Source organism: Actinomadura sp. 6K520 (assembly GCF_004349245.1).
Lineage (GTDB): Bacteria > Actinomycetota > Actinomycetes > Streptosporangiales > Streptosporangiaceae > Spirillospora.
In genome coordinates this window covers 79,290-102,355 of record NZ_SMLC01000004.1, presented here as the reverse complement: position 1 = coordinate 102,355, position 23,066 = coordinate 79,290, and the positions used below count along the sequence as shown (strand labels likewise).

Here is a 23,066-nt window from a genome sequence, read left to right as displayed (position 1 = left end):
GGGCCTAGTCGCCGGCGGCGAGCGACACGTAGACGTCGCCGTCCTCGACCTTGACCTTGTATGTGGCGACCGGCTGCGTGGCCGGCGGGTTGGTGGGCTTGCCGCTGCCCAGGTCGAAGCAGGACCCGTGCAGCCAGCACTCGATGGTGCCGTCGTAGACCTCCCCCTCGGACAGGGAGACCTCGGCGTGGGAGCAGATGTCGTTCACGGCGTACACGGCGTCGCCGCTGCGCGCGATCGCGACGGGCGTGTCGTCCACCTCGACGGCGATCGCCCCGTCGGCGGGCACGTCGTCCAGCGCGCACACCTTGACGTACGCCTCCTGGGGGGACGTCCCCCCAGACCCCCCGGGCTGCGCGGCCGGGCTCATCGAGCCGCCCCCCGGTCCAGCTCCTCCTCGATCGCCTCGATGACCTTGTCGCGCACCTCGGCGACCTCGATGCGCTCGATCAGCTGGCCGAGGAAGCCCCGCACGACCATGCGCCGCGCATCGTCGAAGGAGATCCCGCGCGCCTGCAGGTAGAACAGGTGCTCGTCGTCCAGCCGCCCGGACGCCGAGGCGTGCCCGGCGCCGGTGACCTCGCCGGTGAGGATCTCCAGGTTCGGGACGGAGTCGACCCGCGTCCCGTCGGTGAGGACGAGGTTGCGGTTCAGCTCGTAGGTGTCGGTGCCCTCCGCCGCCGCGCGGATGATCACGTCGCCGATCCAGACGGCGTGCGCGTCCTGGTCCTGCAGCGCGCCGCGGTAGTCAACGCGGCTGCGGCAGTGCGGGACGGCGTGGTCGACCAGGAGGCGGTGCTCCAGGTGCTGGCCGCCGTCGACGAAGTACACCCCGTACAGTTCGGCGTCGCCGCCGGGGCCGTCGTAGGCCACGGACGGGGAGATGCGCACGACGTCGCCGCCGAGCGAGATGTTGTGCGAGACGAACCGCGCGTCACGGCCGAGCCTGGCGTGCTGGTGCGACACGTGCACGCCGTCGGCGGCCCAGTCCTGCAGGCTGATCACCGAGAGGCGGGCGCCGTCGCCGACGACGAACTCGATGTTGTCGGCGTAGGTCGCCGACCCGCGGTGCGCGAGCACGACGGTGGCCTCGGCGAACGGCTCCACCACGACCGTGGTGTGGCCGTAGGCGGCCGAGGAGGCGTCCTCGCCGCGGATTCGCAGGACGGTCGGCGCGGAGGCCACGGCCTCCTTCGGGACGGTCACGACGGTGGCGTGCGTGAAGGAGTTCCACGCCTGCGCGCTGACGCGGTCGGCGGGCACGTACGCCCCGCCGAGCCGGGCGTCGTCGCGGCCGACGGTCTCGACCGTCACCTCCGGCGCCGCCTCGGCCTCGACGAGGACCTTGCCGTGGGGCTCGGCGGTGCCGTTGTGCAGGCCGCGGAGGCGGCGCAGCGGGGTGAACCGCCACTCCTCCTCGCGGCCCGTGGGCACCTCGAAGTCGCCCAGGTCGTACGACGACCTGTCGTGCAGGGTCGAGAGCGGCCGCTGGTCAGACCGGGTCTCCAGGCCCATCAACCCACGGCTCCTTCCATCTGCAGTTCGATGAGCCGGTTCAGCTCGAGGGCGTACTCCATCGGCAGCTCGCGCGCGATGGGCTCGACGAACCCGCGCACGATCATCGCCATCGCCTCGTCCTCGGTGAGGCCGCGGCTCATGAGGTAGAACAGCTGCTGCTCGGACACCTTGGAGACGGTCGCCTCGTGGCCCATCTCCACGTCGTCCTCGCGGACGTCGACGTAGGGGTAGGTGTCGGACCGGCTGATCTGGTCGACGAGCAGCGCGTCGCACTTGACGGTGGACTTGCTGCGCTCGGCGCCGTCCTGGACCTGGACCAGCCCCCGGTAGGACGTGCGGCCGCCGCCGCGCGCCACCGACTTGGAGATGATGGTGCTGGAGGTGTTCGGCGCGGCGTGCACCATCTTGGCGCCGGCGTCCTGGTGCTGGTCCTCGCCGGCGAACGCGATCGACAGGGTCTCGCCCTTGGCGTGCTCGCCGAGCAGGTACACCGCCGGGTACTTCATGGTGACCTTGGAGCCGATGTTGCCGTCGACCCACTCCATGGTGGCGCCCTCGTAGGCGACGGCGCGCTTGGTCACCAGGTTGTAGACGTTGTTCGACCAGTTCTGGATCGTCGTGTAGCGGACGCGGGCGTCCTTCTTCACGACGATCTCCACGACCGCGGAGTGCAGCGAGTCCGACTTGTAGATCGGCGCGGTACAGCCCTCGACGTAGTGGACGTAGGAGCCCTCGTCCGCGATGATCAGCGTCCGCTCGAACTGCCCCATGTTCTCGGTGTTGATGCGGAAGTACGCCTGCAGCGGGATCTCCACGTGCACGCCCGGGGGCACGTAGATGAACGAGCCGCCCGACCAGACCGCGGTGTTGAGCGCGGCGAACTTGTTGTCGCCGACCGGGATCACCGAGCCGAAGTACTCCTGGAAGATCTCCGGGTGCTCGCGCAGGCCGGTGTCGGTGTCGAGGAAGATGACGCCCTTCTCCTCAAGGTCCTCACGGATCTTGTGGTAGACGACCTCCGACTCGTACTGCGCCGCGACGCCGGCGATGAGGCGCTGCTTCTCCGCCTCCGGGATGCCGAGCTTGTCGTAGGTGTTCTTGATGTCCTCGGGAAGCTCCTCCCAGGACGTGGCCTGCTGCTCGGTGGAGCGCACGAAGTACTTGATGTTGTCGAAGTCGATGGCCGACAGGTCGGAGCCCCACGTGGGCATCGGCTTCTTGTCGAACAGCCGCAGGCCCTTGAGACGCAGGTCGAGCATCCAGTCGGGTTCGTCCTTCTTGCCCGAGATGTCGCGGACGACTTCCTCGTTCAGGCCGCGGCGGGCCGAGGCACCGGCCTCGTCAGAGTCGGCCCAGCCGAACTTGTACCTGTCGAGCCCTTCCAACTCAGGGTGGGCTGCAGTAGTCATAGGGACGTCCCTCCGGACTCCTCGTCACTGGTATGTGTCAGTTCGGGGGACCGCTCCCCCGCGTCCCCACCAGGGGCGACGCTCGCGGCGGGATCGTCGGTCCCACCCGTCCCGCACAGGGTGCGGGAGCTGACGTGGGTGGTGCAGATCCCGTCGCCGTGGGCGATCGTGGCCAGCCGCTGGACGGGTGTGCCCAGCAGCCGGCTGAACGCCTCGGTCTCGGCCTCGCACAGCTGCGGGAACTCCGCGGCGACGTGCGCGACCGGGCAGTGGTGCTGGCACAGCTGCTCGCCGCCGCCCGGCTGGGGCGCCTTGGCCGCGGCGGCCGCGTAGCCGTCGCCCGACAGCGCCTCGGCGAGCGTGCGGACCCGCTGGTGGGGCGGGGCCTCCTGCACGACGGGCCGGTAGCGCCGCTCCAGATCGGCGATCTGGCGCCGGGCGAACTCGGCGACCGCGTGGTCGCCCGCCGTCTCGGCGAGGAACCGCAGCGCGCTGGTCGCCAGGTCGTCGTAGGCGTGCACGAACGCGCTGCGCCCCGCGTCGGTGATCGCGAACCACTTGGCGGGACGTCCCCGGCGGCGGGCCTGGGGCGTACGCGCCTTGCGGACCTCGATCATGCCCTCGGCCAGCAGCGCGTCCAGGTGCCGGCGGATCGCGGCCGGCGTGAGGCCGACCCGCTCCCCCAGCGCGGACGCCGTGACGGGCCCGTGTTCGAGGATCAGCCGCGCCACCCGGGCGCGGGTGTCGCGTTCGGTGCCGGTTCCGGCTCCGGACAGCGACGCGCCGGAGCCGAGGTGACCGGGGCCGGACGGCACGCCGGCAGGCCGCGCGACGGCGGCCCGGGCATGCGTCTGGTCCTCGCTCACGTATTTCACAACATCAGTGTGCCGTAATTCCTTCCCGGGAAACACCGGAACGCCGATGTCGTAGCTCACGCAGGTAAGCCTTACCTAACCTGGGCTTTCACCGCCGGGCGGCCCCGCCGCCCCCGCCGCCGCGGGGCCCGCGCCGCGCGGCAGGACCAGCACCGGGCACGGCGCGGCCCGCACGATCTTGCCCGAGCTCTCGCCGAGGAAGACCCTGCGCAGCGGCGCGTCATGGCTGGAATGGCAGGCCAGCACTTCACCGGGCAGCATATCGACGGTGCCGAGGGCCTTGTCGATGCCGGTCCCGACGGACGTCAGCCGCTCCACCGGCGCCCCGCCGCCGAGGAACCCGGCGGCCTCGCGCAGGTCCTCGTCGGCCTGCGCCACCTGCCGTTCCAGCACGCCGCCGGCGGTCTGGAACCTCGCCGCGAGCCCGGGAGGCCGCAGCACGAGCGTGACCAGGCGCATCGGCAGGCCGAGGGTCCCGGCGAACTCCGCGGCGGCGAGCAGCGGCCCCGCGACGTCACGGCGGCGCCAGTACGCGATCGTCAGCCGCTCCAGCCGGCCGGGCGCGTGCCCGGCGTAGCCGCGGGGCGCGAGCATCACCGGGACGGGCGAGCCGTGCAGGAGCTGGTCGGCGGTGCTGCCGATGGCGATGCGCCCGCGCCGCCCGCGCGGGGCCGAGCCGATGACGATCAGGCCGGCGCCGACCTCCCTGGCGACCTCGGCGAGCCCGCGGCCGCTCCCGCGGTGGGGGTGGGCGCGCACGGTGACCCGCTCCCGCGGCACCGCCAGCCCGCCGAGCCGCTCGGCCGCCTGGGCGAGGGCCTCGTCCGCCTGGCTCCTGAGGTAGGCGACCCACTCGGCGTCCACTCTGCCGGGGCCGTGGGCGGGCCACGGGGGCGGGTGGACGTGCGCGACCGCGAGCGACGCGCCCGCGCCCCTGGTGACCAGCGCCGCGAGGGCGAGCGCGTCCTCGCCCCGGTCGTCGGGCGAGTATCCGGCGAGGACCTGCAACGCGTTCGGCCCGCTCATGGCGACGTCCTTCCCTGGGAGCCGGACGCCAGACGCGAACGGCGGTGCCCGTACAGGAAGTACGCGGCCAGGCCGACGAGGAGCCAGAGCGCGAAGACCACCCACGTGACCCCGCCCAGGCCGACCATCAGGTACACGCAGAACCCGACGCCGAGCACCGGCGTCACCGGGTAGAGCGGCACCCGGAAGCCGCGCGGCAGGTCCGGCCGCGTGCGGCGCAGGACGATGACGCCGACGCTGACGAGCGCGAACGCGAACAGCGTCCCGATGCTCGTGGCGTCCACCAGCCGGCCGAGCGGGATCACCGCCGCCAGGATCGAGATGAACAGCGCCACGATGACCGTGTTGGCGACCGGCACCCGCCGCGACGGGCTCACCTTCTGGAACACGCTCGGGACGAGGCCGTCCCGCGACATCGCGAACAGGATGCGGGTCTGCCCGTACATGACGGTGAGGACGACGCTGGCGATGGCGATCACCGCGCCGAGCGACAGGACGATCGACGGCCACGTCCGCCCGGTCGCCGTGTCCAGCACCCGCGCCAGCGACGCCTCGGACCCGCTGATGTCGAACTCCGTCCAGTGCATCGCCGCGACCGCGGCCAGGGCGACCAGCACGTAGATGACGGTCACCACGACCAGCGAGAGCATGATCGCGAGCGGCAGGTCGCGGCGCGGGTTCCTGGCCTCCTCGCCGGCGGTGGACGCGGCGTCGAAGCCGATGTAGGAGAAGAAGACCCTGGAGCCGGCGGCGCTGAGGCCCGCCCAGCCCATCGGCGCGAACGAGTCGAGGTTCCGCGACCGGAACGCGGTGAACGCGACCGCGCAGAAGAACAGCAGCACGCCGATCTTGAGGAACACCATGACCGTGTTGGCGGTGGCGCTCTCCGACGCGCCGCGCAGCAGCAGGAACGCGGCCAGCATGACCACGACCACGGCGGGGATGTTGACGAGCCCGCCCTCGCCCGGCGGGCTGCTGACCGCGTCCGGGATCGTGAACCCCAACGCGGCGTCGAAGAACGCGTTGAGGTAGGAGCCCCAGCCGACCGAGACCGCCGACACCGACACGGCGTACTCCAGCAGCAGGCACCAGCCGCACACCCAGGCGACGAGCTCGCCGAGCGTGGCGTAGGTGTAGGAGTAGGAGGACCCGGCCACCGGGATCGTCCCGGCCAGCTCGGCGTACGAAAGGGCCGAGAACAGCGCGGTGACGGCGGCGAGGACGAACGACAGCGTGACGGCCGGGCCCGCCAGCGGCACCGCCTCGCCGAGCACGACGAAGATGCCGGTGCCGAGGGTCGCGCCGATGCTGATGGAGGTGAGCTGCAGCAGGCTCAGCGAGCGTTTCAGCTCGCCGCCCTCGCCGGCCCCGCCCTCGGCGACGATCCGGTCGACCGGCTTGGTCCGCAGCAGGCTGCGCGCGAACGAGACCGGTGCGGTCCCGGCGGTCACAGGGTGCTCGCCAGCGGCCAGGTCGCGTTGGGGGTCACGATCGTCCCGGCGGTTCCGTCGAGGATCTCCACGCACTGGTCGAGCAGCCCGATCCCGGCCATGTCGCCCGTCCGCTCGACGAAGGTCAGTGCGGCCTCCACCTTGGGGCCCATCGACCCGGCGGGGAACCGCTCGGCCCGCAGCTCGTGCGGGGTCGTGTGGAAGATCTCCTCCTCCCGGGCGGTGCCGAAGTCCCGCATCACCCGGGGGACGTCGGTGAGGATCAGCAGCGCGTCCGCGTCCATGCTCTCGGCCAGGAGCGCCGCCGTGCAGTCCTTGTCGATCACCGCCTCGACGCCCTCCAGCCGCCCGACGTCGTTGCGGAAGACGGGGACGCCGCCGCCGCCCGCGCAGACCACGATCGTCCCGAGCCGGACCAGCTCCCTGATCAGCCGGGTCTCGATGACCCGCTGCGGCCGCGGGGACGGGACCACGCGGCGCCAGCCGTCCCCGTCCCGCCGGACGGTCCACCCGTACTCGGCGGCGAGCTTCTCGGCCTCCACCCGGTCGTAGACCTGCCCGACGAACTTGGCCGGGTCGGCGAACGCCGGGTCCACCGCCGACACCAGCGTCTGGGTGATCATCGCCAGCACCTGGCGGCCGGGCAGCGCGTTCTGCAGCGACTGCAGCATCCAGTACCCGATCATGCCCTGGGTCTCGGCGCCGACGGTGTCCAGCGGATACGGGCGGGTCAGGCCGGGGTCGTTGAGGCTCTCCAGCGCGAGCACCCCCACCTGCGGCCCGTTGCCGTGCGTGATGATCAGCTCGTGCTGCTCGGCGAGCGGCGCCAGCGACCGGACGGCCCGGTCGACGTTGCCGCGCTGCGGCTCGGCGTCCGCCGTCTCTCCCCGCCGGACCAGCGCGTTACCTCCGAGCGCGACGACGACGCGCATGTTCCCTCCCCCCGCGCCCCGGCTCCCCCGGGGCGGTGCCCTCAGGCGTCCCGTTCGATCGGGCAGGTCATGCAGCGAGGTCCGCCGCGTCCCCGCCCCAGTTCGCTGCCACGGATCGTGATGACCTCGATCCCGTTCGCGCTCAGGTGGTTGTTGCTCGTCGCGTTGCGCTCGTAGGCGACGACCACGCCCGGCGACAGGGCCAGCACGTTGTTGCCGTCGTCCCACTGCTCGCGCTCGGCGGCGAACACGTCCTGCTCGGGGGTGAGGACCTTCACGTCGTCGGCGCCGAGCGCGGCGGCGATCGCCTTGTACATGTCCTCCGGGGGGTGGTCGGTGATCTTCAGTTCCTTCTCGGTGTCACCCGGTTCGACGGTGTGGGACGGCAGGAGCCCCAGGCCCGCGTAGGTGGTGAACACGCCGTGGTCGACCATCGTCATCACGGTGTCCAGGTGCATGAACGCCCGTTTCTGCGGCATCCGGAGCGCGACGATCCGGGAGCAGGAGCCGGCGGCGAACAGCGACTGCGCGAGCATCTCGACCGCCTGCGGCTGCGTCCGCTCGCTCATCCCGACCAGGACGGCGCCGTTGCCGATGACCAGGACGTCGCCGCCCTCCAGCGTCGCCGGGGCCATCCGGGTGCCGCGGTTCCACACGTGGTAGCCCCCCGCCGCCGGATCGTCGTGGCCGCCCGCGAACATCGGGTGCCACCGGTAGACGGCCTCCATGTTCACCGTCTCGCGCATCCGCGCCTTCTTGCGCATGGCGTTGATCGAGACGCCGTCGTAGATCCAGCAGGACGGGTCGCGGGTGAACAGGTGGTTGGGCAGCGGCGGCAGGATGAACCCGTCCGGCCCGATCGAGTGGAACGCGATGGACGCCGGTGCGGGCATCCGCTCCAGCATCTCCCGCTTGGTGACCCCGCCGACGAGGTACGCGACCAGCTCGTCCAGGTCCATGCCGTCGAAGCAGTTGCGGATGGCGTCGGTCGCCAGGGGCCCGTAGAAGTGCGGGTCGACGACCGAGTCGAGGATGTGCTTGCGCGCCTCGGGGATCTCGACCGTCTCCCTGAGCAGGTCGATCAGCAGGTACGTCCGCACGCCCTGGGAGCGCAGGACGTCCTCGAACTCCGCGTGCTCCTCCACGGCCCGCCGCACCCAGAGCACGTCGTCGAACAGCAGGCCGGCGGCGTTGGACGGGGTGAGGCGCTTCAGCGACAGCTCCGGCCGGTGCAGCAGGACCGCCCGCAGCCGCCCGACCTCCGAATCGACGTGAAACGGCATCCCCACCTCCTCGGGGCGCTGCCGCGGTGCCGCGCAGCCCCGGCTCGCCGCTGACCGCCGGCGACAGGCGGTGATCTCCCCCGGCCCGCGCGAACGAAACCGCCCCGATGCCGCGCCGCGCGCGGCGAACCGGCGCGGCCGCGCCCGCCCCCGGCGGGCTTTGCCCGATCTTCACGCGGCGCACCGGCGGGACCCCGAACGAACCGGTCAGGCCCCGGTTCTAAACTCGTCGGCATGACACCCCCCGGAGACGGCGCCGTCGAGCTGGACTCGCTCGTCAAGCGCTACGGCGCGGTCACCGCCGTGGACGGCCTGTCGCTCAGCGCCGCCCGGGGCGCCGTCACCGCGCTGCTCGGCCCCAACGGCGCCGGCAAGACCACCACGGTCGAGATCTGCGAGGGGTTCCGGCGGGCCGACTCGGGCACCGTCCGCGTCCTCGGCCTCGACCCGGCCGCGGACGGGCGGGCGCTGAAGCCGAGGGTGGGCGTGATGCCGCAGTCCGGCGGCGTGCCGGCGACGGCCCGCGCCGGGGAGTTCCTCGGCCTCGTCGCCTCGTTCCACGCGACGCCGCTCGACCCGCCGGCCCTGCTGGAGCGGCTCGGCCTGTCCGGGCATGCCCGCACCCCGTTCCGGCGCCTGTCGGGCGGGCAGCAGCAGCGGCTCTCGCTGGCGGTCGCCGTGGTGGGGCGGCCCGAGCTGGTCTTCCTGGACGAGCCCACCACCGGGCTCGACCCGCAGGCCAGGCGCTCGACCTGGGAGCTCATCGGGGAACTCCGTGCCGCCGGGGTGTCGGTCGTCCTCACCACGCACAACATGGAGGAGGCCGAGCACCTGTCCGACCGCGTCGTCATCGTCGACCACGGCAAGGTCGTCGCCGAGGGCGCGCCGGAGGAGCTGACCGGCGCCGAGCGGCAGCTGCGCTTCCGCGCCCGGCCCGGCCTCGGCCTCGAGGAGCTGCTGGCGGCGCTGCCCGCCGGGTGCGCCGCCAAGGAGTCGCCCGCCGGGCACTACCTGATCGAGGCGGACGTCCGCCCCGAGCTGCTGGCCACCGTCACCGCCTGGTGCGCCTCGCACGGCGTCTTGACGGAGGACCTGCGCATCGAGCGCCGCACGCTGGAGGACGTCTTCCTGGAGCTGACCGGACGGGAGCTGCGCCCGTGACCACCCCGCACGAGGCCGCGCCGCGGGACACGGCGCGGCTGGAGCTCACCCCGGCGCCGGCCGCCGTGCCGCTGCCGCGGATGGTCCTGGCGCAGACCCGCTACGAGCTGCGCACGATGCTCCGCAACGGCGAGCAGCTCCTGCTGACGCTGATCATCCCGGTGGTGCTGCTCGCCCTGTTCGGCGCCACGTCACTGCTGGACCTCGGCGCCGGGTCCCGCGTCGACTTCCTCACCCCCGGCATCCTCGCCCTCGCGGTCATGTCGACGGCGTTCACCGGGCAGGCCATCGGCACCGGCTTCGAGCGGCGCTACGGCGTGCTCAAGCGGCTCGGCGCGACGCCGCTGCCGCGTGCCGGTCTCATCGCCGCCAAGACCCTCACCGTGCTCGCGGTCGAGGCGCTGCAGGCCGCGGTGATCTGCGCGGTGGCGCTGGCGCTCGGCTGGCAGCCGCACGGCGACCCCTTCTCGGTGATCGTCCTGCTGCTGCTCGGCACGGCCGCGTTCAGCGGGTTCGGGCTGCTCATGGCCGGAACGCTGCGCGCGGAGGCCACCCTCGCCGCCGCGAACCTCGTCTACGTCCTCCTCCTGGTGACCGGCGGGGTCGTCTTCCCCCTGGAGGAGTTCCCCGCCCCGGTCCGGGACGCCCTGGAGCTGCTGCCGATCTCCGCGCTGGCCGAGGGGCTGCGCGACGTCCTGCGCGACGGCGCGGCGCTTCCGGCCGGTCCCGTGCTCGTCCTCGCGGTGTGGGCGGTCGCGGGGCTCGCGCTCGCGGCCCGCTTCTTCCGGTGGGAGTAGCCGATGGCCCTGGCTGAGACGCCCGAGCCGCTCGGCGGGGCGGCCATGCCTTCCCGGCGCGCCAGGCTGCTGTCGCTGGGCTCGGTGCCGCCGCCCGCGCTGGTCGTGCTCGGCATCATCTCCGTCCAGGTCGGCGCCGGTCTCGCCAAGCACCTGTTCGACCGGCTGCCGCCGAGCGCCGTCGTGTCGATGCGGCTGCTGACGTCGGCGATCGTGCTGGGCTTCCTGGCCCGCAGGGCGCTGCGAACCGTCCTGCGCGACCATTCCAGGTCCAGCCTCGCCGTCGCCGCCGGCTTCGGGCTGGCGCTGGCGCTGATGAACGTGTCCATCTACCAGTCGTTCGCGCGGATCCCGCTGGGCGCGGCGGTCACGATCGAGTTCCTGGGGCCGCTGACGGTGGCCTTCGTCGCGTCGCGGCGCCCGCGGGACGCGCTGTGGGTGGTACTGGCCGGGGCGGGCGTCGTACTGCTGGCCAGGGGCGGCACCGAAGGACTGGACCCGGTGGGCGTCGCGTTCGCGCTGCTCGCCGGGGTGTGCTGGGCCGCCTACATCCTGCTCACCGCCGCCACCGGCAAGCGGTTCTCCGGGACCACCGGCCTCGCGTTCGCCAGCATCGTCGGGACGGCGGTCGTGCTGCCCGCGGGGGCGGCCTCCGCCGGGGCCGCGCTGCTGGACCCCGAGCTCCTGCTGATCGGCGTGGGCGTCGGGTTGCTGTCGTCGGTCATCCCGTACTCGCTGGAGCTGGAGGCGCTGCGGCGCATGCCCGCCCGCGTGTTCGGGATCCTGATGAGCCTGGAGCCCGCCGCCGCCGCGCTGGTGGGGATGCTGCTGCTCGGCGAGTTCCTCACCTTCCGCCAGTGGGTCGCCGTCTGCTGCGTCGTCATGGCCTGCGTGGGTGTCACCCGGGGGCAGCGGAACCCGCCGGAGGCCCCGGAAGCCTGAGCGCCGGCCACGAGTGGCAGGGCGTGTGGCAGCGTGGAAGGATCGGGACCGCGAGATCGTCAGGACGAACGGAGAGGAGCCGCCGTGATCGGCCGGAGCCAGGACCAGGGGATACCGCCCGAGTTCTTCGAGGCGGGGCCCGCGTCGTTCGTGGACCTCCTGCGCCTCCACTCGCCGGAGCTGCTGCCCGTCAACCGCGTGCCGGACGGGGACGTCCCCGACCTGCCGCACGGCACCACCGTCCTGGCGCTGACGTTCCCGGGCGGCGTCATGATGGCCGGTGACCGGCGCGCCACCCAGGGCAACCGCATCGCCTACCGGGAGCTGGACAAGGTGCAGCGCGGCGACGAGTACTCCGCGGTCGCGTTCGCCGGGACGGTCGGGCTCGCGCTGGAGATGGTCCGGCTGTTCCAGGTGGAGCTGGAGCACTACGAGAAGATGGAGACGGTCCCGCTGTCGCTTCCGGGCAAGGCCCGCCGCCTCGGCGCCGTCGTCCAGGCGAACCTCGCGCAGGCGCTGCAGGGGCTCGCGGTCGTCCCGCTGTTCGCCGGGTACGACCCCGACACGGGCGAGGGCCGGATCTACACCTACGACATCACCGGGGCACCGCAGGAGGCCCGCGACTTCCACGCGGACGGATCGGGCTCCCCCTACGCGACGGGCGCGCTGAAGAAGCTCTACCGGCGCGACCTCTCCGAGGAGGACGCCGCGACCGTCTGCGTGCAGGCCCTCTACGACGCGGCCGACGACGACGCCGCCACCGGCGGGCCCGATGCGGCCCGGCGCATCTACCCGACGATCGCGGTGGTGACCGCGGACGGCTACCGGCGCCTCCACCAGGACGAGGTGTCCGCGATCGCCGACGAGGTCCTGCGCGCCCGGATGGACAATCCGGGCGGCCCCCTCGCCCCGCTGCGCTGAGCCCCGGACCCGGCGCCGCCGGGCACGGGGAACGTCGGTGCCGGCTCCTAGACTCGGGGCATGGCACGGGCGAACGACGAGGCCGCTGACCTCATCCAGGAACTGGCCGACCTCCTCTCGATCACCGGGGGCGACGCCTTCAAGATCAGGGCGTACGAGAAGGCCGCGCGGGCCATCGCCGGGCATCCCGACGACATCTCCGGCATGGACCTGGCCGGGCTGCGCACGATCCCCACGGTGGGCGAGGCGATCGCCAGGAAGGTGCTCGACTACACCACCACCGGCACCATCCGGCAGGTGGAGGAGCTGCGCACCCGGATCCCCGCCGGGGTCAGGGCACTGACGGCCATCCCGACCCTCGGCCCGAAGAAGGCCCTCACCGTGTACGAGGAGCTGGGCGTCTCCTCGGTGGACGAGCTGGCCACCGCCATCCGCGACGGCCGCCTGCGCGGCCTCAAGGGGTTCGGCCCGAAGACGGAGGAGAACATCCTCCACGGCATCGAGCTGCTGCGCAGTTCCGGTGAGCGGGTACTGGTCGACGCCGCCGCCGGCGTGGCCGACGAGATCGTCGCGGCGCTGTCCGCGCTGCCGCAGGTGGAGCGCTGCGAGCACGCGGGCTCCCTGCGCCGGATGCGGGAGACGATCGGCGACGTGGACGTCCTCGCGGCGTCCCGCGACCCGCGGCCGGTGATGGCGGCGTTCACCGCGCTGCCGCTCGTCGCCGAGGTCGTCGCGGGCGGCGAGAAGAAGACCTCCGTCCGCACCGCCAAGGGCCTGCAGGTCGACCTGCGCGTCGTCCCGCCCGAGGCGTGGGGCGCCGCGCTGCAGTACTTCACCGGGTCGCAGGCGCACAACATCCGCACCCGGGAGATCGCCGTGAAGGCGGGCTTCAAGCTGTCCGAGTACGGGCTGTTCCACGCCGAGTCGGACGAGCTGATCGTGTCCGAGACCGAGGAGGAGGTCTACGAGCGGCTCGGCCTCCCCTGGATCCACCAGGCGCTCCGCGAGGACACGGGCGAGATCGAGGCGGCCCTGAAGGGCGAGCTGCCCCACCTGGTCACCGTGGAGGACCTGCGCGGCGACCTGCACAGCCACACCGACCTCACCGACGGCATCGCCTCCCTGGAGGACATGGTCGCCGCCGCGCACGCCCGCGGCCTGGAGTACTACGCGATCACCGACCACGCTCCCAACCTGTTCATGCAGCGGATGACGGACGAGAAGATGCTCGCCCAGCGGCGGCGGGTCGCCGAACTCCAGGCCGAGTACCCCGGCATGAGGCTCCTCCACGGCACCGAGCTGAACATCGACCCGGACGGCGGGGTCGACTGGGACGCCGATTTCCTGGCCGGCTTCGACATCTGCGTCGCCTCGGTCCACTCGCACTTCACCCAGGACCGGGACGCCATGACCCGGCGCCTCGTCCGCGCCTGCGAGAACCCGCACGTCCATGTGATCGGCCACCCGACCGCCCGCAGCATCGGCCGCCGCTCCCCCGTCGACGCCGACTGGGACGAGGTGTTCCGCTGCGCCGCCCGCACCGGCACCGCCATGGAGGTCGACTCCTTCCCCGACCGGCTGGACCTGCCCGCCGACCTGATCCGCCGCGCCAAGCGGTTCGGGGTGAGGTTCTCCGTCGACACCGACGCCCACTCGGTCGGCCACCACCGCAACATCCGCTACGGCGTCGGCACCGCGCAGCGCGGCTGGCTGACGCCCGACGACGTCATCAACACCTGGCCGCTGGACCGCCTCCGCGCCTTCCTCCGCAAGCCCTGACGCGCCTCCGCGGGATTCGGCCCGGCGCCGGACGCCGCGTCCGGGTGGCGCCCGGCGCGGTCACGCGGGCTGAGGGCTCTGGGCCTGGCTCTGCGCGGAGGGCGCCTCGGTGACGGGTGGCGCGGCGGCGGGGGCCTCCCCGCGGTCGCGGAGGGCGAAGAACAGGCGGAAGGCCGCGATCCACATCAGCACCGACCCGAGCATGTGCAGCAGCACGAGGCCCTCGGGGACGCCGAGGAAGTACTGGACGTAGCCGACGACGCCCTGGAAGGCGATGAGGGCGGCCAGCTCGTGCGCGCGGCGGCGGGCGGCCGCGGGGGCGCCCGTGCGGTACAGGGCGATGATGACGAGCACCGTCAGGGCGGTGGTCACCCAGGCCAGCGTGCTGTGGACGCGGGCGACGTCGGTGATGTCGAAGCCGTACCGGCGGGAGTCGGCGTCCCCCGCGTGGGGGCCGGTGCCGGTGACGACGGTCCCGGCGACGAGCACGGCGGCGCACGACACCAGGAGCGCGGCGGTCAGGCGGCGCGTCCACGGGCCGGCGAGCGGCCGGGGCGGGGCGTCGCCCTCACCGGCGCGGATCCACAGGGCCACGCAGAAGACCAGCAGCGCGGGCGAGACGAGGAAGTGCAGGGAGACGGCCGTCGGATGCAGCTTCGTCAGCACCACGATCCCGCCGATGATCGCCTGCGCGACGACGCTCATCGGCTGCGCCAGCGCCCACCAGACGAGCTCCCTGCGGCGGGGCCGCAGCCGCAGCGCCGCGATGAACACCAGCAGCCCGGCGGCCAGCACGACGAAGGTGATCAGCCGGTTGCCGAACTCGATCGACATGTTCAGCACGTGGTGCTCGGGGTTGTGGGTGGGGACGAGGCTGTCGCCGGAGCAGCGGGGCCAGTCGGGGCAGCCGAGCCCGGACTTGGTGACGCGGACGGCGCCGCCGCTGACGACGATCAGCACGTTGCCGATGACGCCGAGCAGCGCGATCAGCCGCAGCGACCCGGGGGTCGGGCGCCACACGGCGTTCCACGCCCGGGACGGGAGGTTGGAGGACGATCGCTCTGCCACGGGACCAATCGTATGGCCGGGCCGGGGTGACCGTGATCCGGCCCCCGGTCACCCCGCGTAGGGGCCGGGGGGATCCGGTGGCCGGGGCGGCAGGAACCCGGACCGGCCTTGCCCGGCCCACGGCGGGACCCCCGCCCGCCGCGCCCCGGTGCCCGCCTGGGTGCGCAGGAACGCCTGCCTCGACAGCCCCATCAGGCTGAGCAGCGCGTCGCGGCGGGTCACGAACCAGTTCCGGTCGGCGACGCCGCGGTCGGCGCGCTTGTGCAGTAGCACCAGCTCCGTCGCCGCGAGCTGGTAGTCCGCCATGGCCTGGCCGGCCACCGGGCCGCCGGCGAGGCGGGCCCAGCGGCGGGCGGCGCGGCGCGCCGGGAGGGAGCGCAGCATCCGGATGTCCTGCGGCGTCACCAGTCCCGTCGCGGCGTACACCGGCAGGTAGATCTCGATGCGGCGCACGGTGCCCCGGCGCTCGAAGAAGACGATGGCGACCAGGGCGACCAGGATGCAGAAGTCCAGCACGTAGACGACGGCGAGGCCGCCGAGCCCGCCGACCGTGGCCGCGCCGTTCCACAGGCCGTGCAGGACGATCGCGCCCAGCAGCCCGGCCAGCGGCGCGATGAGCTGGCCCCGCCGGTGCGTGGCGGCGTAGGCGACGCCGAGGCCGGTCATCGCGGTGAACAGCGGATGGCTGAGCGGCATGATCAGGCCGCGCAGGATGAACACGGCCCCGAGCTGCTCCGTGCCGCCCTCCTCGTACGCCCGCATGTAGTAGGTGATGTTCTCCATCATCGCGAAGCCGAGACCGACCATGGCGGCGTAGACGATCCCGTCGGCGAAGCCGTCGATCTCGTTGCGGCGGACCCAGAGCATGACGAACAGGGCCGCGCCCTTCAGCGTCTCCTCGATGACGGGGGCGCCGAAGGTGGCGCTGACGACGTGGCCCTCGCTCTCGCCGAAGATCGGAACGGTGACGTACAGCAGGCCGGCGGTGTTCAGCACCAGGGCGCCGAGGACGGCGACGCCCGCCCCCCACATGAACGAGAACGCCAGGGCGCGCGGCGGTTCGGGCTCCAGCCGGTCCAGGGTGAGCGCGAGCGCGATCAGCACCGGGATCGGGACGATGGCGAGCAGCGCGCCGACCCAGAACCCCGGGCCCCCGTACAGGGCGGTGATGCCGAGCGCGATCGCGGCGCACAGCCCCGACACGGTCATGCCGGCGATGAGGGCGACGGGGGGCCTGCCCGGGATCCGCCCCTCCAGCACCGCCTTGGGGTCAACACGCGCCATGCCGCGAAGCGTAACGGCCGGTAGCGCGAAGTGCTAAGCCGCCGCCAGGGGATGATCGCGTTACGCTCGCGGGCGCCGTCCGAGCGTGCCGCGTCAGAACAGCAGCGGGTCGACGGCCACGGCGGTGAACAGCAGCGCCAGGTAGACGTTGGAGAGGTGGAAGAACCGCATCGGCCGGAGATGGACGCCGGTCACCCCGGCGCGGACGGCCCGCAGCAGCCGGTGCCCCTCGGCGACGAAGACCATGCCGAGGACGACCGCGACGGCGCCGTACACCGGGCCCATGCCCGCGACCGGCCACAGCAGCAGCGAGCAGGCCACGGTCGCGTAGGTGTAGAGGAGGCTCTCGGTGACGACGCGCCGCTCGCCGGCGACGACCGGCAGCATCGGGACCTTGGCGACCGCGTAGTCCTCGCGGTAGCGCATCGCGAGCGTCCAGGTGTGCGGCGGCGTCCACAGGAACACGACGCCGAAAAGGACGAGCGGGGCCCAGGCGAGCTCGCCGGTGACCGCGGCCCAGCCGATGAGGACGGGCATGCAGCCGGCGATGCCGCCCCACACCACGTTCTGCGACGTGCGCCGCTTGAGCAGCAGCGAGTACACGAAGACGTAGAACAGGATCGCGAACAGCGACCCGGCCGCGGCGACCGGGTTGACGGTGAGCAGGAACCCCGCCGTGGACAGCACCGCCAGCGTGATCCCGAAGATCAGCGCGCGGGCGGGGGTGACCTGGTGGCGGGCCAGCGGGCGCCGCCGGGTGCGGCGCATCTTGGCGTCGATGTCGCGGTCGATGTAGCAGTTGATCGCGTTGGCGGCGCCGGCGGACATGGTCCCGAACGCCAGCGTCAGCAGCACGGTGGACAGCGGGGGCACTCCCCCGGCCGCCAGGAACATCACCGGGATGGTGGTGATCAGGAGCAGTTCGATGACGCGCGGCTTGGTCAGCGCCACATAGGCCCGCACGCTCGCGCCGATCGTCCTGGGGGCGGCGGCCTGCGCCGCGGGCACCGGCACGAGGGCCGCGAAGGGCGCCCCCGGACCCTCGCCGCCGAGATCGTCGAGTTCGACCTCGACCCCGCGCTTGTTACTGAGCACCGTCACAATCGGGTCCACGTTGACTAGGAATGAGAAATCGCGTACCACCTCGGCGGCGCCCCCGCGATCCGGGCCGGCCTCGGCGTGGTGCAACTTCGGCTTGCGTCTTGCTGCCGCGGCCGTGTCGTCAACCGCGCAATCACTGTAGTCCGACCCCTCCGGGGGGCGTGCACCGGGTCACCGGATCACCCACGAGATCACCCGTGCGGGGGGTTAGTCCCGTATGCCCACGGGCAAGGGTGCATGAGCGGTGCGGCCCCCGGCGGCCGGGACCCCCCAGGCGGGGACGCGGGTGCCGGAGAGGCGGCGCCTCGTGGCCGCGTTTCGCGGCCGCCTGCGGCGGCCATCCCCCGCGATAGGCTCGCTCAGGGCGCGGCGCGGCTTCGCCGGCCGCGGGACGCGGCCGGCGCACGGGGCCGGCGGGCAGGCCGGTCGCGCGGCGGGCGGGCCCGGCCCGCGGGGTGCCGCGCGCCGGGCGTGCGGCACGACAAAGTGGTTCAGTACTACCGGTTCGAGAGGAGCCTGGCGTTCCGTGAGCAGGGACAACAGCACGTTTGAGTGGTCCGGGCAGGATCGGCGGGCGGTGGACGTCGTCCGCGCGCTCGCCATGGACGCGGTCGAGGAAGCGGGCTCCGGGCACCCAGGGACGGCGATGAGCCTCGCGCCCGCCGCCTACCTGCTGTTCCAGCGGTTCCTCCGGCACGACCCGACGGACCCGCACTGGCCCGGCCGGGACAGGTTCGTGCTCTCCTGCGGGCACTCCAGCCTGACCCTCTACATCCAGCTCTACCTGTCGGGCTACCCGATGACGCTGGACGACCTGAAGGCGCTGCGCAAGTGGGACAGCCTCACCCCCGGCCACCCCGAGCACGGGCACACGGCCGGCGTGGAGACGACCACGGGCCCGCTCGGGCAGGGCCTCGCGAACGCGGTCGGCATGGCGATGGCGGCCCGCCGCGAGCGCGGCCTGTTCGACCCCGACGCGCCGCAGGGCGAGTCCCCCTTCGACCACACCGTCTGGGCGTTCACGTCCGACGGTGACATCCAGGAGGGCATCAGCCACGAGGCGAGCGCGCTGGCCGGCCACCAGCGGCTCGGCAACCTGATCGTGCTCTACGACGACAACCACATCTCCATCGAGGACGACACCGCGATCGCGCTGTCGGAGGACGTCCGGGCCCGCTACGCCGCCTACGGCTGGGACGTCCACCACGTCGACTGGACGGAGAACGGCGACTACGAGGAGAACGTCGCCGCGCTCGCCGCGGCGTACACGGCGGCCCGGGCCGAGACGTCCCGCCCGTCGTTCATCGCGCTGCGCACGATCATCGGCTGGCCGGCGCCGAACAAGAAGAACACCGGCAAGATCCACGGCTCCGCGCTCGGCGCGGACGAGGTCGCCGCGACCAAGCGGATCCTCGGCATGGACCCGGCCGAGCCGTTCCACGTCCCGGACGACGTCCTGGCGCACGCCCGCAAGGTGACCGAGCGCGGCCGCGCCGACCACGCCGCGTGGAACGGCTCGTTCGGCGCGTGGCGCGAGGCGAACCCCGGGCGGGCGGCCGAGTACGACCGGATCGCGGCCCGCGAGCTGCCGTCCGGCTGGGAGAGCGCGCTGCCCGAGTTCGAGGCCGGCTCCGACGTCGCGACCCGCAAGGCGTCCGGTGACGTCCTGGCGGCGCTGGCGCCGGTGCTGCCCGAGCTGTGGGGCGGCTCGGCGGACCTGGCCGACAGCAACAACACGACGATGAAGGGCGAGCCGTCGTTCGTCCCCGAGGAGTTCCAGACCAAGGAGTTCCCCGGCCACCGCTACGGCCGCACGCTGCACTTCGGCGTCCGCGAGCACGCGATGGGCGCGATCTGCAACGGCATCGCCCTGCACGGCGGCACCCGCCCGTACGGCGGCACGTTCCTGGTCTTCAGCGACTACATGCGCCCGGCCGTCCGGCTGGCGGCGCTGATGAAGCTGCCGGTCACGTTCGTGTGGACGCACGACTCGATCGGCCTCGGCGAGGACGGCCCGACGCACCAGCCCGTCGAGCACCTGTGGTCACTGCGCGCGATACCCGGGCTGGACGTCGTCCGGCCGGCGGACGCCAACGAGACCGCGGTCGCCTGGCGGACCATCCTGCGGCACACCGACCGCCCCGCCGGCCTCGCGCTGACCCGGCAGAAGCTGCCGACGCTGGAGCGCGGCGGCGAACTGGCGTCCGCGGAGGGCGTCGCCAAGGGCGGCTACGTGCTGGCGGACGCCGACGGCGGCCGGCCCGACGTGATCCTCATCGCGACCGGCAGCGAGGTCCAGCTCGCCCTGGAGGCGCGGACGTCGCTGCAGGCCGAGGGGACCCCGACCCGCGTCGTGTCGATGCCGTGCGTCGAGTGGTTCGAGGAGCAGTCCGACGCCTACCGGCAGGAGGTCCTGCCGCCCGGGGTGCACGCCCGCGTGTCGGTGGAGGCCGGGATCGCGCTCGGCTGGCGCGGCTACGTCGGCGACGCCGGCGAGTCGGTCAGCCTGGAGCACTTCGGCGCGTCCGCCGATTACAAGACGCTGTTCCTGCAGTTCGGCATCACCGCCGAGCGGGTCGTCGCGGCGGCCAAGGCCAGCCTGATCAAGGCCGGTGTCCGGCACGCCGGGCGCGGCGAGACCACCGGCAACTGAAGACGCGACGAGGAGAAGACGATGAGTGAGATCCTGAAGCGGCTGTCGGACGAGGGCGTCTCGACCTGGCTGGACGACATCAGCCGCGAGCGGCTGCGGACGGGCAACCTCGCGGAGCTCGTCAAGGACAGGCACGTGGTGGGCGTCACGTCCAACCCGACGATCTTCGCCAAGGCGCTGAGCCAGGGCACCGCCTACGACGACCAGGTCCGCGACCTCGCGGTCCGCGGGGTGGACGTCGAGGAGGCGTCCCGCGCGATCACCACCTACGACATCCGCTGGGGCTGCGACGTGCTGCGCCCGGTGTTCGACCGCACGGACGGGCTGGACGGCCGCGTCTCGATCGAGGTCGACCCGCGGGTCGCCCGCGACACCCGCCGGACCGTCGCCGAGGCCCGCGCGCTGTGGTGGCTGGTCGACCGGCCGAACCTGTTCATCAAGATCCCCGCGACGGAGGAGGGCCTGCCGGCGATCACCGAGGCGCTGGCCGAGGGCATCAGCGTGAACGTGACGCTGATCTTCTCGCTGGAGCGCTACGGGAAGGTCATCGACGCGTACTTCGAGGGGCTGGAGCGGGCCCGCGCCGCCGGCCGCGACCTCTCGAAGATCGCCTCGGTGGCGTCGTTCTTCGTCAGCCGGGTCGACACCGAGATCGACAAGCGGCTCGACAAGATCGGCTCCGCCGACGCCGGGGCGCTGCGCTCCAAGGCGGGCCTGGCCAACGCTCGGCTCGCCTACGCCCTCTACGAGGAGAAGTCCGGCACCGACCGGTGGAAGGCGCTGAAGGACGCCGGGGCCCGTCCGCAGCGTCCGCTGTGGGCCTCCACCGGCGTGAAGGACCCCGACCTCAGCGACACCCTCTACGTGGACGAGCTGGTCGCGCCGGGCACGGTGAACACGATGCCGGAGGCGACGCTGGTGGCCGTCGCCGACCACGGCCAGCTTCGCGGCGACACCGTCCGGGGCACCTACGACGACGCCCGCGCCCACATGGCGGCGCTGAAGGACGCCGGCGTCGACTACGACGACGTCGTGCGGGTCCTGGAGGAGGAGGGCGTCGAGAAGTTCGCGGTGTCGTGGAAGGAACTGCTCGACACGATCCGCGGCGAGCTGGAGTCCAAGAGGGCCGGCGCGTGACCTCGGTGGTGACCGCCGGGGGGATCTCGGTCACCATCCGCGGCCCCGTGCTCGACGAGAGCGAGACGGTCCTCGACCGGCTCGTGTCCGACGGCGTCCCGGGCTCGCTGGCGTCGCGCAACGCCAAGCTGTGGGGCCCGGACGCGGCCCCGCGCGCCGCCCGCCGCCTCGGCTGGCTGGAGCTGCCGGAGACCTCGCGGTCGCTGGTGGAGCTGCTGGCCGGGCCGGTCGGCGAGGCCCGCGTCCGCGGCCTCGACCGCGTCGTGCTCGCCGGTGCGGGCGGTGCCGCGGTCGCCGCCGAGGCGATGTTCCGGACCTGCTTCCGGTCCGGGGACGCGCCCGCGGAGCTGATCGTCCTCGACACCACCGATCCGCACGAGGTCGCGGGCGTCCTCGCCGGCGACCTGCACCGGACCATCGTGGTCGTGGTGGGCGAGAGCGTCGAGGCGGCGGCGCTGCACCGCGTCTTCGGCCGCGCGTTCGCCGAGGCCGGGCTGGACGGCGCCGAACTGGCGCACCGGTTCGTCGTCGTGGCGGAGGAGGGGTCCGCGCTCGCGGAGGCCGCCGGGGAGGCGGGGCACCGCCTCGTGCCCGCCGAACCCGACGTCGACGGGCGCTTCGGCGCGCTCGGCGCGCGGGCGCTGGTGCCGGCCGCGCTCGCGGGCGTCGACGTGGACGCGCTGCTCGACGAGGCGTCCCGGCTGATGGCGGTGCTCCGGCAGCCCTACGACAACCCGGCCCTGGCGCTGGGGGCGGTGCTGGCCTCGTCCGCGCTCGGCACCCGCGACAAGCTCGTGATCGCCGACCACGGCTCGGGCCTGCACGGCTTCGCCGGGTGGGCGGAGCAGCTGGTCGGCGGCGCGCTGGGCAAGGACGGCAGGGGCCTGCTGCCGGTCGTGGTGGAGAGCGTCGACGCGCCGGGCTTCGAGCTGACCGGCGACCTGCGCCGCGTCATCCTGGGCAGCCGGCCGGACGAGCCCGGCCCCGGGCGCGAGGCGGGCGTGACCGTCGCGGGCCCGCTCGGCGCGCAGTTCCTGCTGTGGGAGTACGCGGCGGCCGTGGCCGCCCGGGTGCTGGGCGTCGACCCGTTCGACGAGCCGGACACCGGCCAGTCGGCGGACAGCACCGCCGCGCTGCTGCGCTCGGAGGAGGGCACCGCGCCGACGGTCGTGCGGCGGCCGCCGGAGCTGGTCTCCGGGGCGGTGGAGGTGCACGCGGGCGCGGAGGACGCGCTGCGGGGCGCGCAGACCCTGACCGAGGCGCTCGAGGTCGTGCTGGAGAGCGTCCCGGACGGCGGCTATCTCGCCGTCCTGGCCTATCTGGACCGCCGCGGCGACGCGGCGGCGGCCGGGCTGCGGCCGCTGCTGGCGGCGCGGGCGGGCAAGGCCCGCAGGCATCCGGCACCCGTCACGTTCGGGTGGGGGCCGCGCTACCTGCACACGGCCGGCCAGTACCACAAGGGCGGGCCGCGCAACGGCGCGTTCCTCCAGGTCACCGGCGCTTTCACCGGTGACGTCCCGGTCCCGGGGCGGCCGTACTCCCTCGGGGAGCTCCAGCTCGCGCAGGCGTTCGGCGACCTGCGGGTGGTCCGGTCCATGGGCGGTCCCGCCTTCCGCATCCATCTGCGCGACCGCGCGGAGGGGCTCGCCCAGCTCACCGAGGCGCTCGCCTGACGCGATGTTCGCGGGGCGAAGAAGATCGAGGGAGAGGTCGCCAATGTCCATTCTCT

The 23,066-nt window shown here is 73.2% G+C and carries 19 protein-coding genes; 8 read left to right on the top strand and 11 right to left on the bottom strand.

Annotation, left to right across the window (positions count from 1 at the left end):
- Positions 1-4: 4 nt before the first annotated feature.
- The 8 genes from E1289_RS02535 to E1289_RS02500 form a co-directional block, all read right to left on the bottom strand.
- The gene (locus E1289_RS02535; RefSeq protein ID WP_131974825.1) at positions 5-370 is read right to left on the bottom strand and encodes a non-heme iron oxygenase ferredoxin subunit; all 366 of its coding nucleotides are present in this window, start codon (positions 368-370) and stop codon (positions 5-7) included.
- Positions 367-1,515 (bottom strand): Fe-S cluster assembly protein SufD, encoded by a 1,149-nt coding sequence (gene sufD, locus E1289_RS02530; RefSeq protein WP_131974823.1) that lies wholly within the window; start codon positions 1,513-1,515, stop codon positions 367-369. Before sufD ends, E1289_RS02535 begins: the two co-directional genes overlap by 4 nt.
- Entirely contained in the window at positions 1,515-2,927 is a 1,413-nt protein-coding gene (gene sufB / locus E1289_RS02525) for a Fe-S cluster assembly protein SufB (RefSeq protein ID WP_131974821.1), read from the bottom strand. Before sufB ends, sufD begins: the two co-directional genes overlap by 1 nt.
- Positions 2,924-3,703 (bottom strand): metalloregulator ArsR/SmtB family transcription factor, encoded by a 780-nt coding sequence (locus E1289_RS02520; RefSeq protein WP_243712568.1) that lies wholly within the window; start codon positions 3,701-3,703, stop codon positions 2,924-2,926. The genes sufB and E1289_RS02520 overlap by 4 nt, the downstream gene beginning before the upstream one ends.
- A gap of 174 nt (positions 3,704-3,877) precedes the next feature.
- A complete protein-coding gene (locus tag E1289_RS02515) occupies positions 3,878-4,828 on the bottom strand; it encodes a universal stress protein (protein ID WP_131974819.1) in 951 nt (316 codons plus the stop codon).
- Entirely contained in the window at positions 4,825-6,279 is a 1,455-nt protein-coding gene (locus tag E1289_RS02510; RefSeq protein WP_207928733.1) for an amino acid permease, read from the bottom strand. Before E1289_RS02510 ends, E1289_RS02515 begins: the two co-directional genes overlap by 4 nt.
- The gene (gene arcC, locus E1289_RS02505; protein ID WP_131974817.1) at positions 6,276-7,211 is read right to left on the bottom strand and encodes a carbamate kinase; all 936 of its coding nucleotides are present in this window, start codon (positions 7,209-7,211) and stop codon (positions 6,276-6,278) included. Before arcC ends, E1289_RS02510 begins: the two co-directional genes overlap by 4 nt.
- 41 nt (positions 7,212-7,252) lie before the next feature.
- A complete protein-coding gene (locus E1289_RS02500) occupies positions 7,253-8,494 on the bottom strand; it encodes an arginine deiminase (protein ID WP_131974815.1) in 1,242 nt (413 codons plus the stop codon).
- Positions 8,495-8,728: 234 nt separating this feature from the next.
- Here E1289_RS02500 and E1289_RS02495 point away from each other — a divergent pair, with 234 nt between their 5' ends.
- The 5 genes from E1289_RS02495 to polX all read left to right on the top strand — a co-directional run bounded on the left by E1289_RS02495 (position 8,729) and on the right by polX (position 14,094).
- Positions 8,729-9,655: an ABC transporter ATP-binding protein gene (locus tag E1289_RS02495; RefSeq protein WP_131974813.1), complete on the top strand. Its 927-nt coding sequence runs from the start codon at positions 8,729-8,731 to the stop codon at positions 9,653-9,655.
- 80 nt (positions 9,656-9,735) lie between these two features.
- Positions 9,736-10,452 (top strand): ABC transporter permease, encoded by a 717-nt coding sequence (locus E1289_RS02490; RefSeq protein WP_131974866.1) that lies wholly within the window; start codon positions 9,736-9,738, stop codon positions 10,450-10,452.
- A gap of 45 nt (positions 10,453-10,497) precedes the next feature.
- The gene (locus E1289_RS02485) at positions 10,498-11,394 is read left to right on the top strand and encodes an EamA family transporter (protein ID WP_243712567.1); all 897 of its coding nucleotides are present in this window, start codon (positions 10,498-10,500) and stop codon (positions 11,392-11,394) included.
- An 84-nt stretch (positions 11,395-11,478) separates the two neighbouring features.
- Positions 11,479-12,315 (top strand): proteasome subunit beta, encoded by an 837-nt coding sequence (gene prcB, locus E1289_RS02480; protein WP_131974808.1) that lies wholly within the window; start codon positions 11,479-11,481, stop codon positions 12,313-12,315.
- A gap of 60 nt (positions 12,316-12,375) precedes the next feature.
- The gene (polX, locus tag E1289_RS02475) at positions 12,376-14,094 is read left to right on the top strand and encodes a DNA polymerase/3'-5' exonuclease PolX (RefSeq protein WP_131974806.1); all 1,719 of its coding nucleotides are present in this window, start codon (positions 12,376-12,378) and stop codon (positions 14,092-14,094) included.
- 60 nt (positions 14,095-14,154) lie between these two features.
- On the opposite strand, the gene E1289_RS02470 is transcribed toward polX, so the two are convergent.
- From E1289_RS02470 to E1289_RS02460, 3 genes are all read right to left on the bottom strand, one after another.
- Entirely contained in the window at positions 14,155-15,162 is a 1,008-nt protein-coding gene (locus tag E1289_RS02470) for a COX15/CtaA family protein (RefSeq protein ID WP_243712559.1), read from the bottom strand.
- A 48-nt stretch (positions 15,163-15,210) separates the two neighbouring features.
- Positions 15,211-16,446 (bottom strand): PrsW family intramembrane metalloprotease, encoded by a 1,236-nt coding sequence (locus tag E1289_RS02465; protein WP_131974802.1) that lies wholly within the window; start codon positions 16,444-16,446, stop codon positions 15,211-15,213.
- 93 nt (positions 16,447-16,539) lie between these two features.
- Entirely contained in the window at positions 16,540-17,460 is a 921-nt protein-coding gene (locus E1289_RS02460; protein ID WP_165970304.1) for a heme o synthase, read from the bottom strand.
- 613 nt (positions 17,461-18,073) lie between these two features.
- Here E1289_RS02460 and tkt point away from each other — a divergent pair.
- The 3 genes from tkt to E1289_RS02445 are packed head-to-tail and all read left to right on the top strand — an operon-like array spanning position 18,074 to position 23,010.
- Positions 18,074-20,200, top strand: a complete 2,127-nt coding sequence (tkt, locus tag E1289_RS02455; protein WP_131974798.1) for a transketolase — start codon at positions 18,074-18,076, stop codon at positions 20,198-20,200.
- A gap of 21 nt (positions 20,201-20,221) precedes the next feature.
- A complete protein-coding gene (tal, locus tag E1289_RS02450; protein ID WP_131974796.1) occupies positions 20,222-21,337 on the top strand; it encodes a transaldolase in 1,116 nt (371 codons plus the stop codon).
- On the top strand, positions 21,334-23,010 hold the full coding sequence (locus tag E1289_RS02445; protein ID WP_131974794.1) for a glucose-6-phosphate isomerase: 1,677 nt from the start codon (positions 21,334-21,336) through the stop codon (positions 23,008-23,010). Before tal ends, E1289_RS02445 begins: the two co-directional genes overlap by 4 nt.
- Positions 23,011-23,066: the final 56 nt, after the last annotated feature.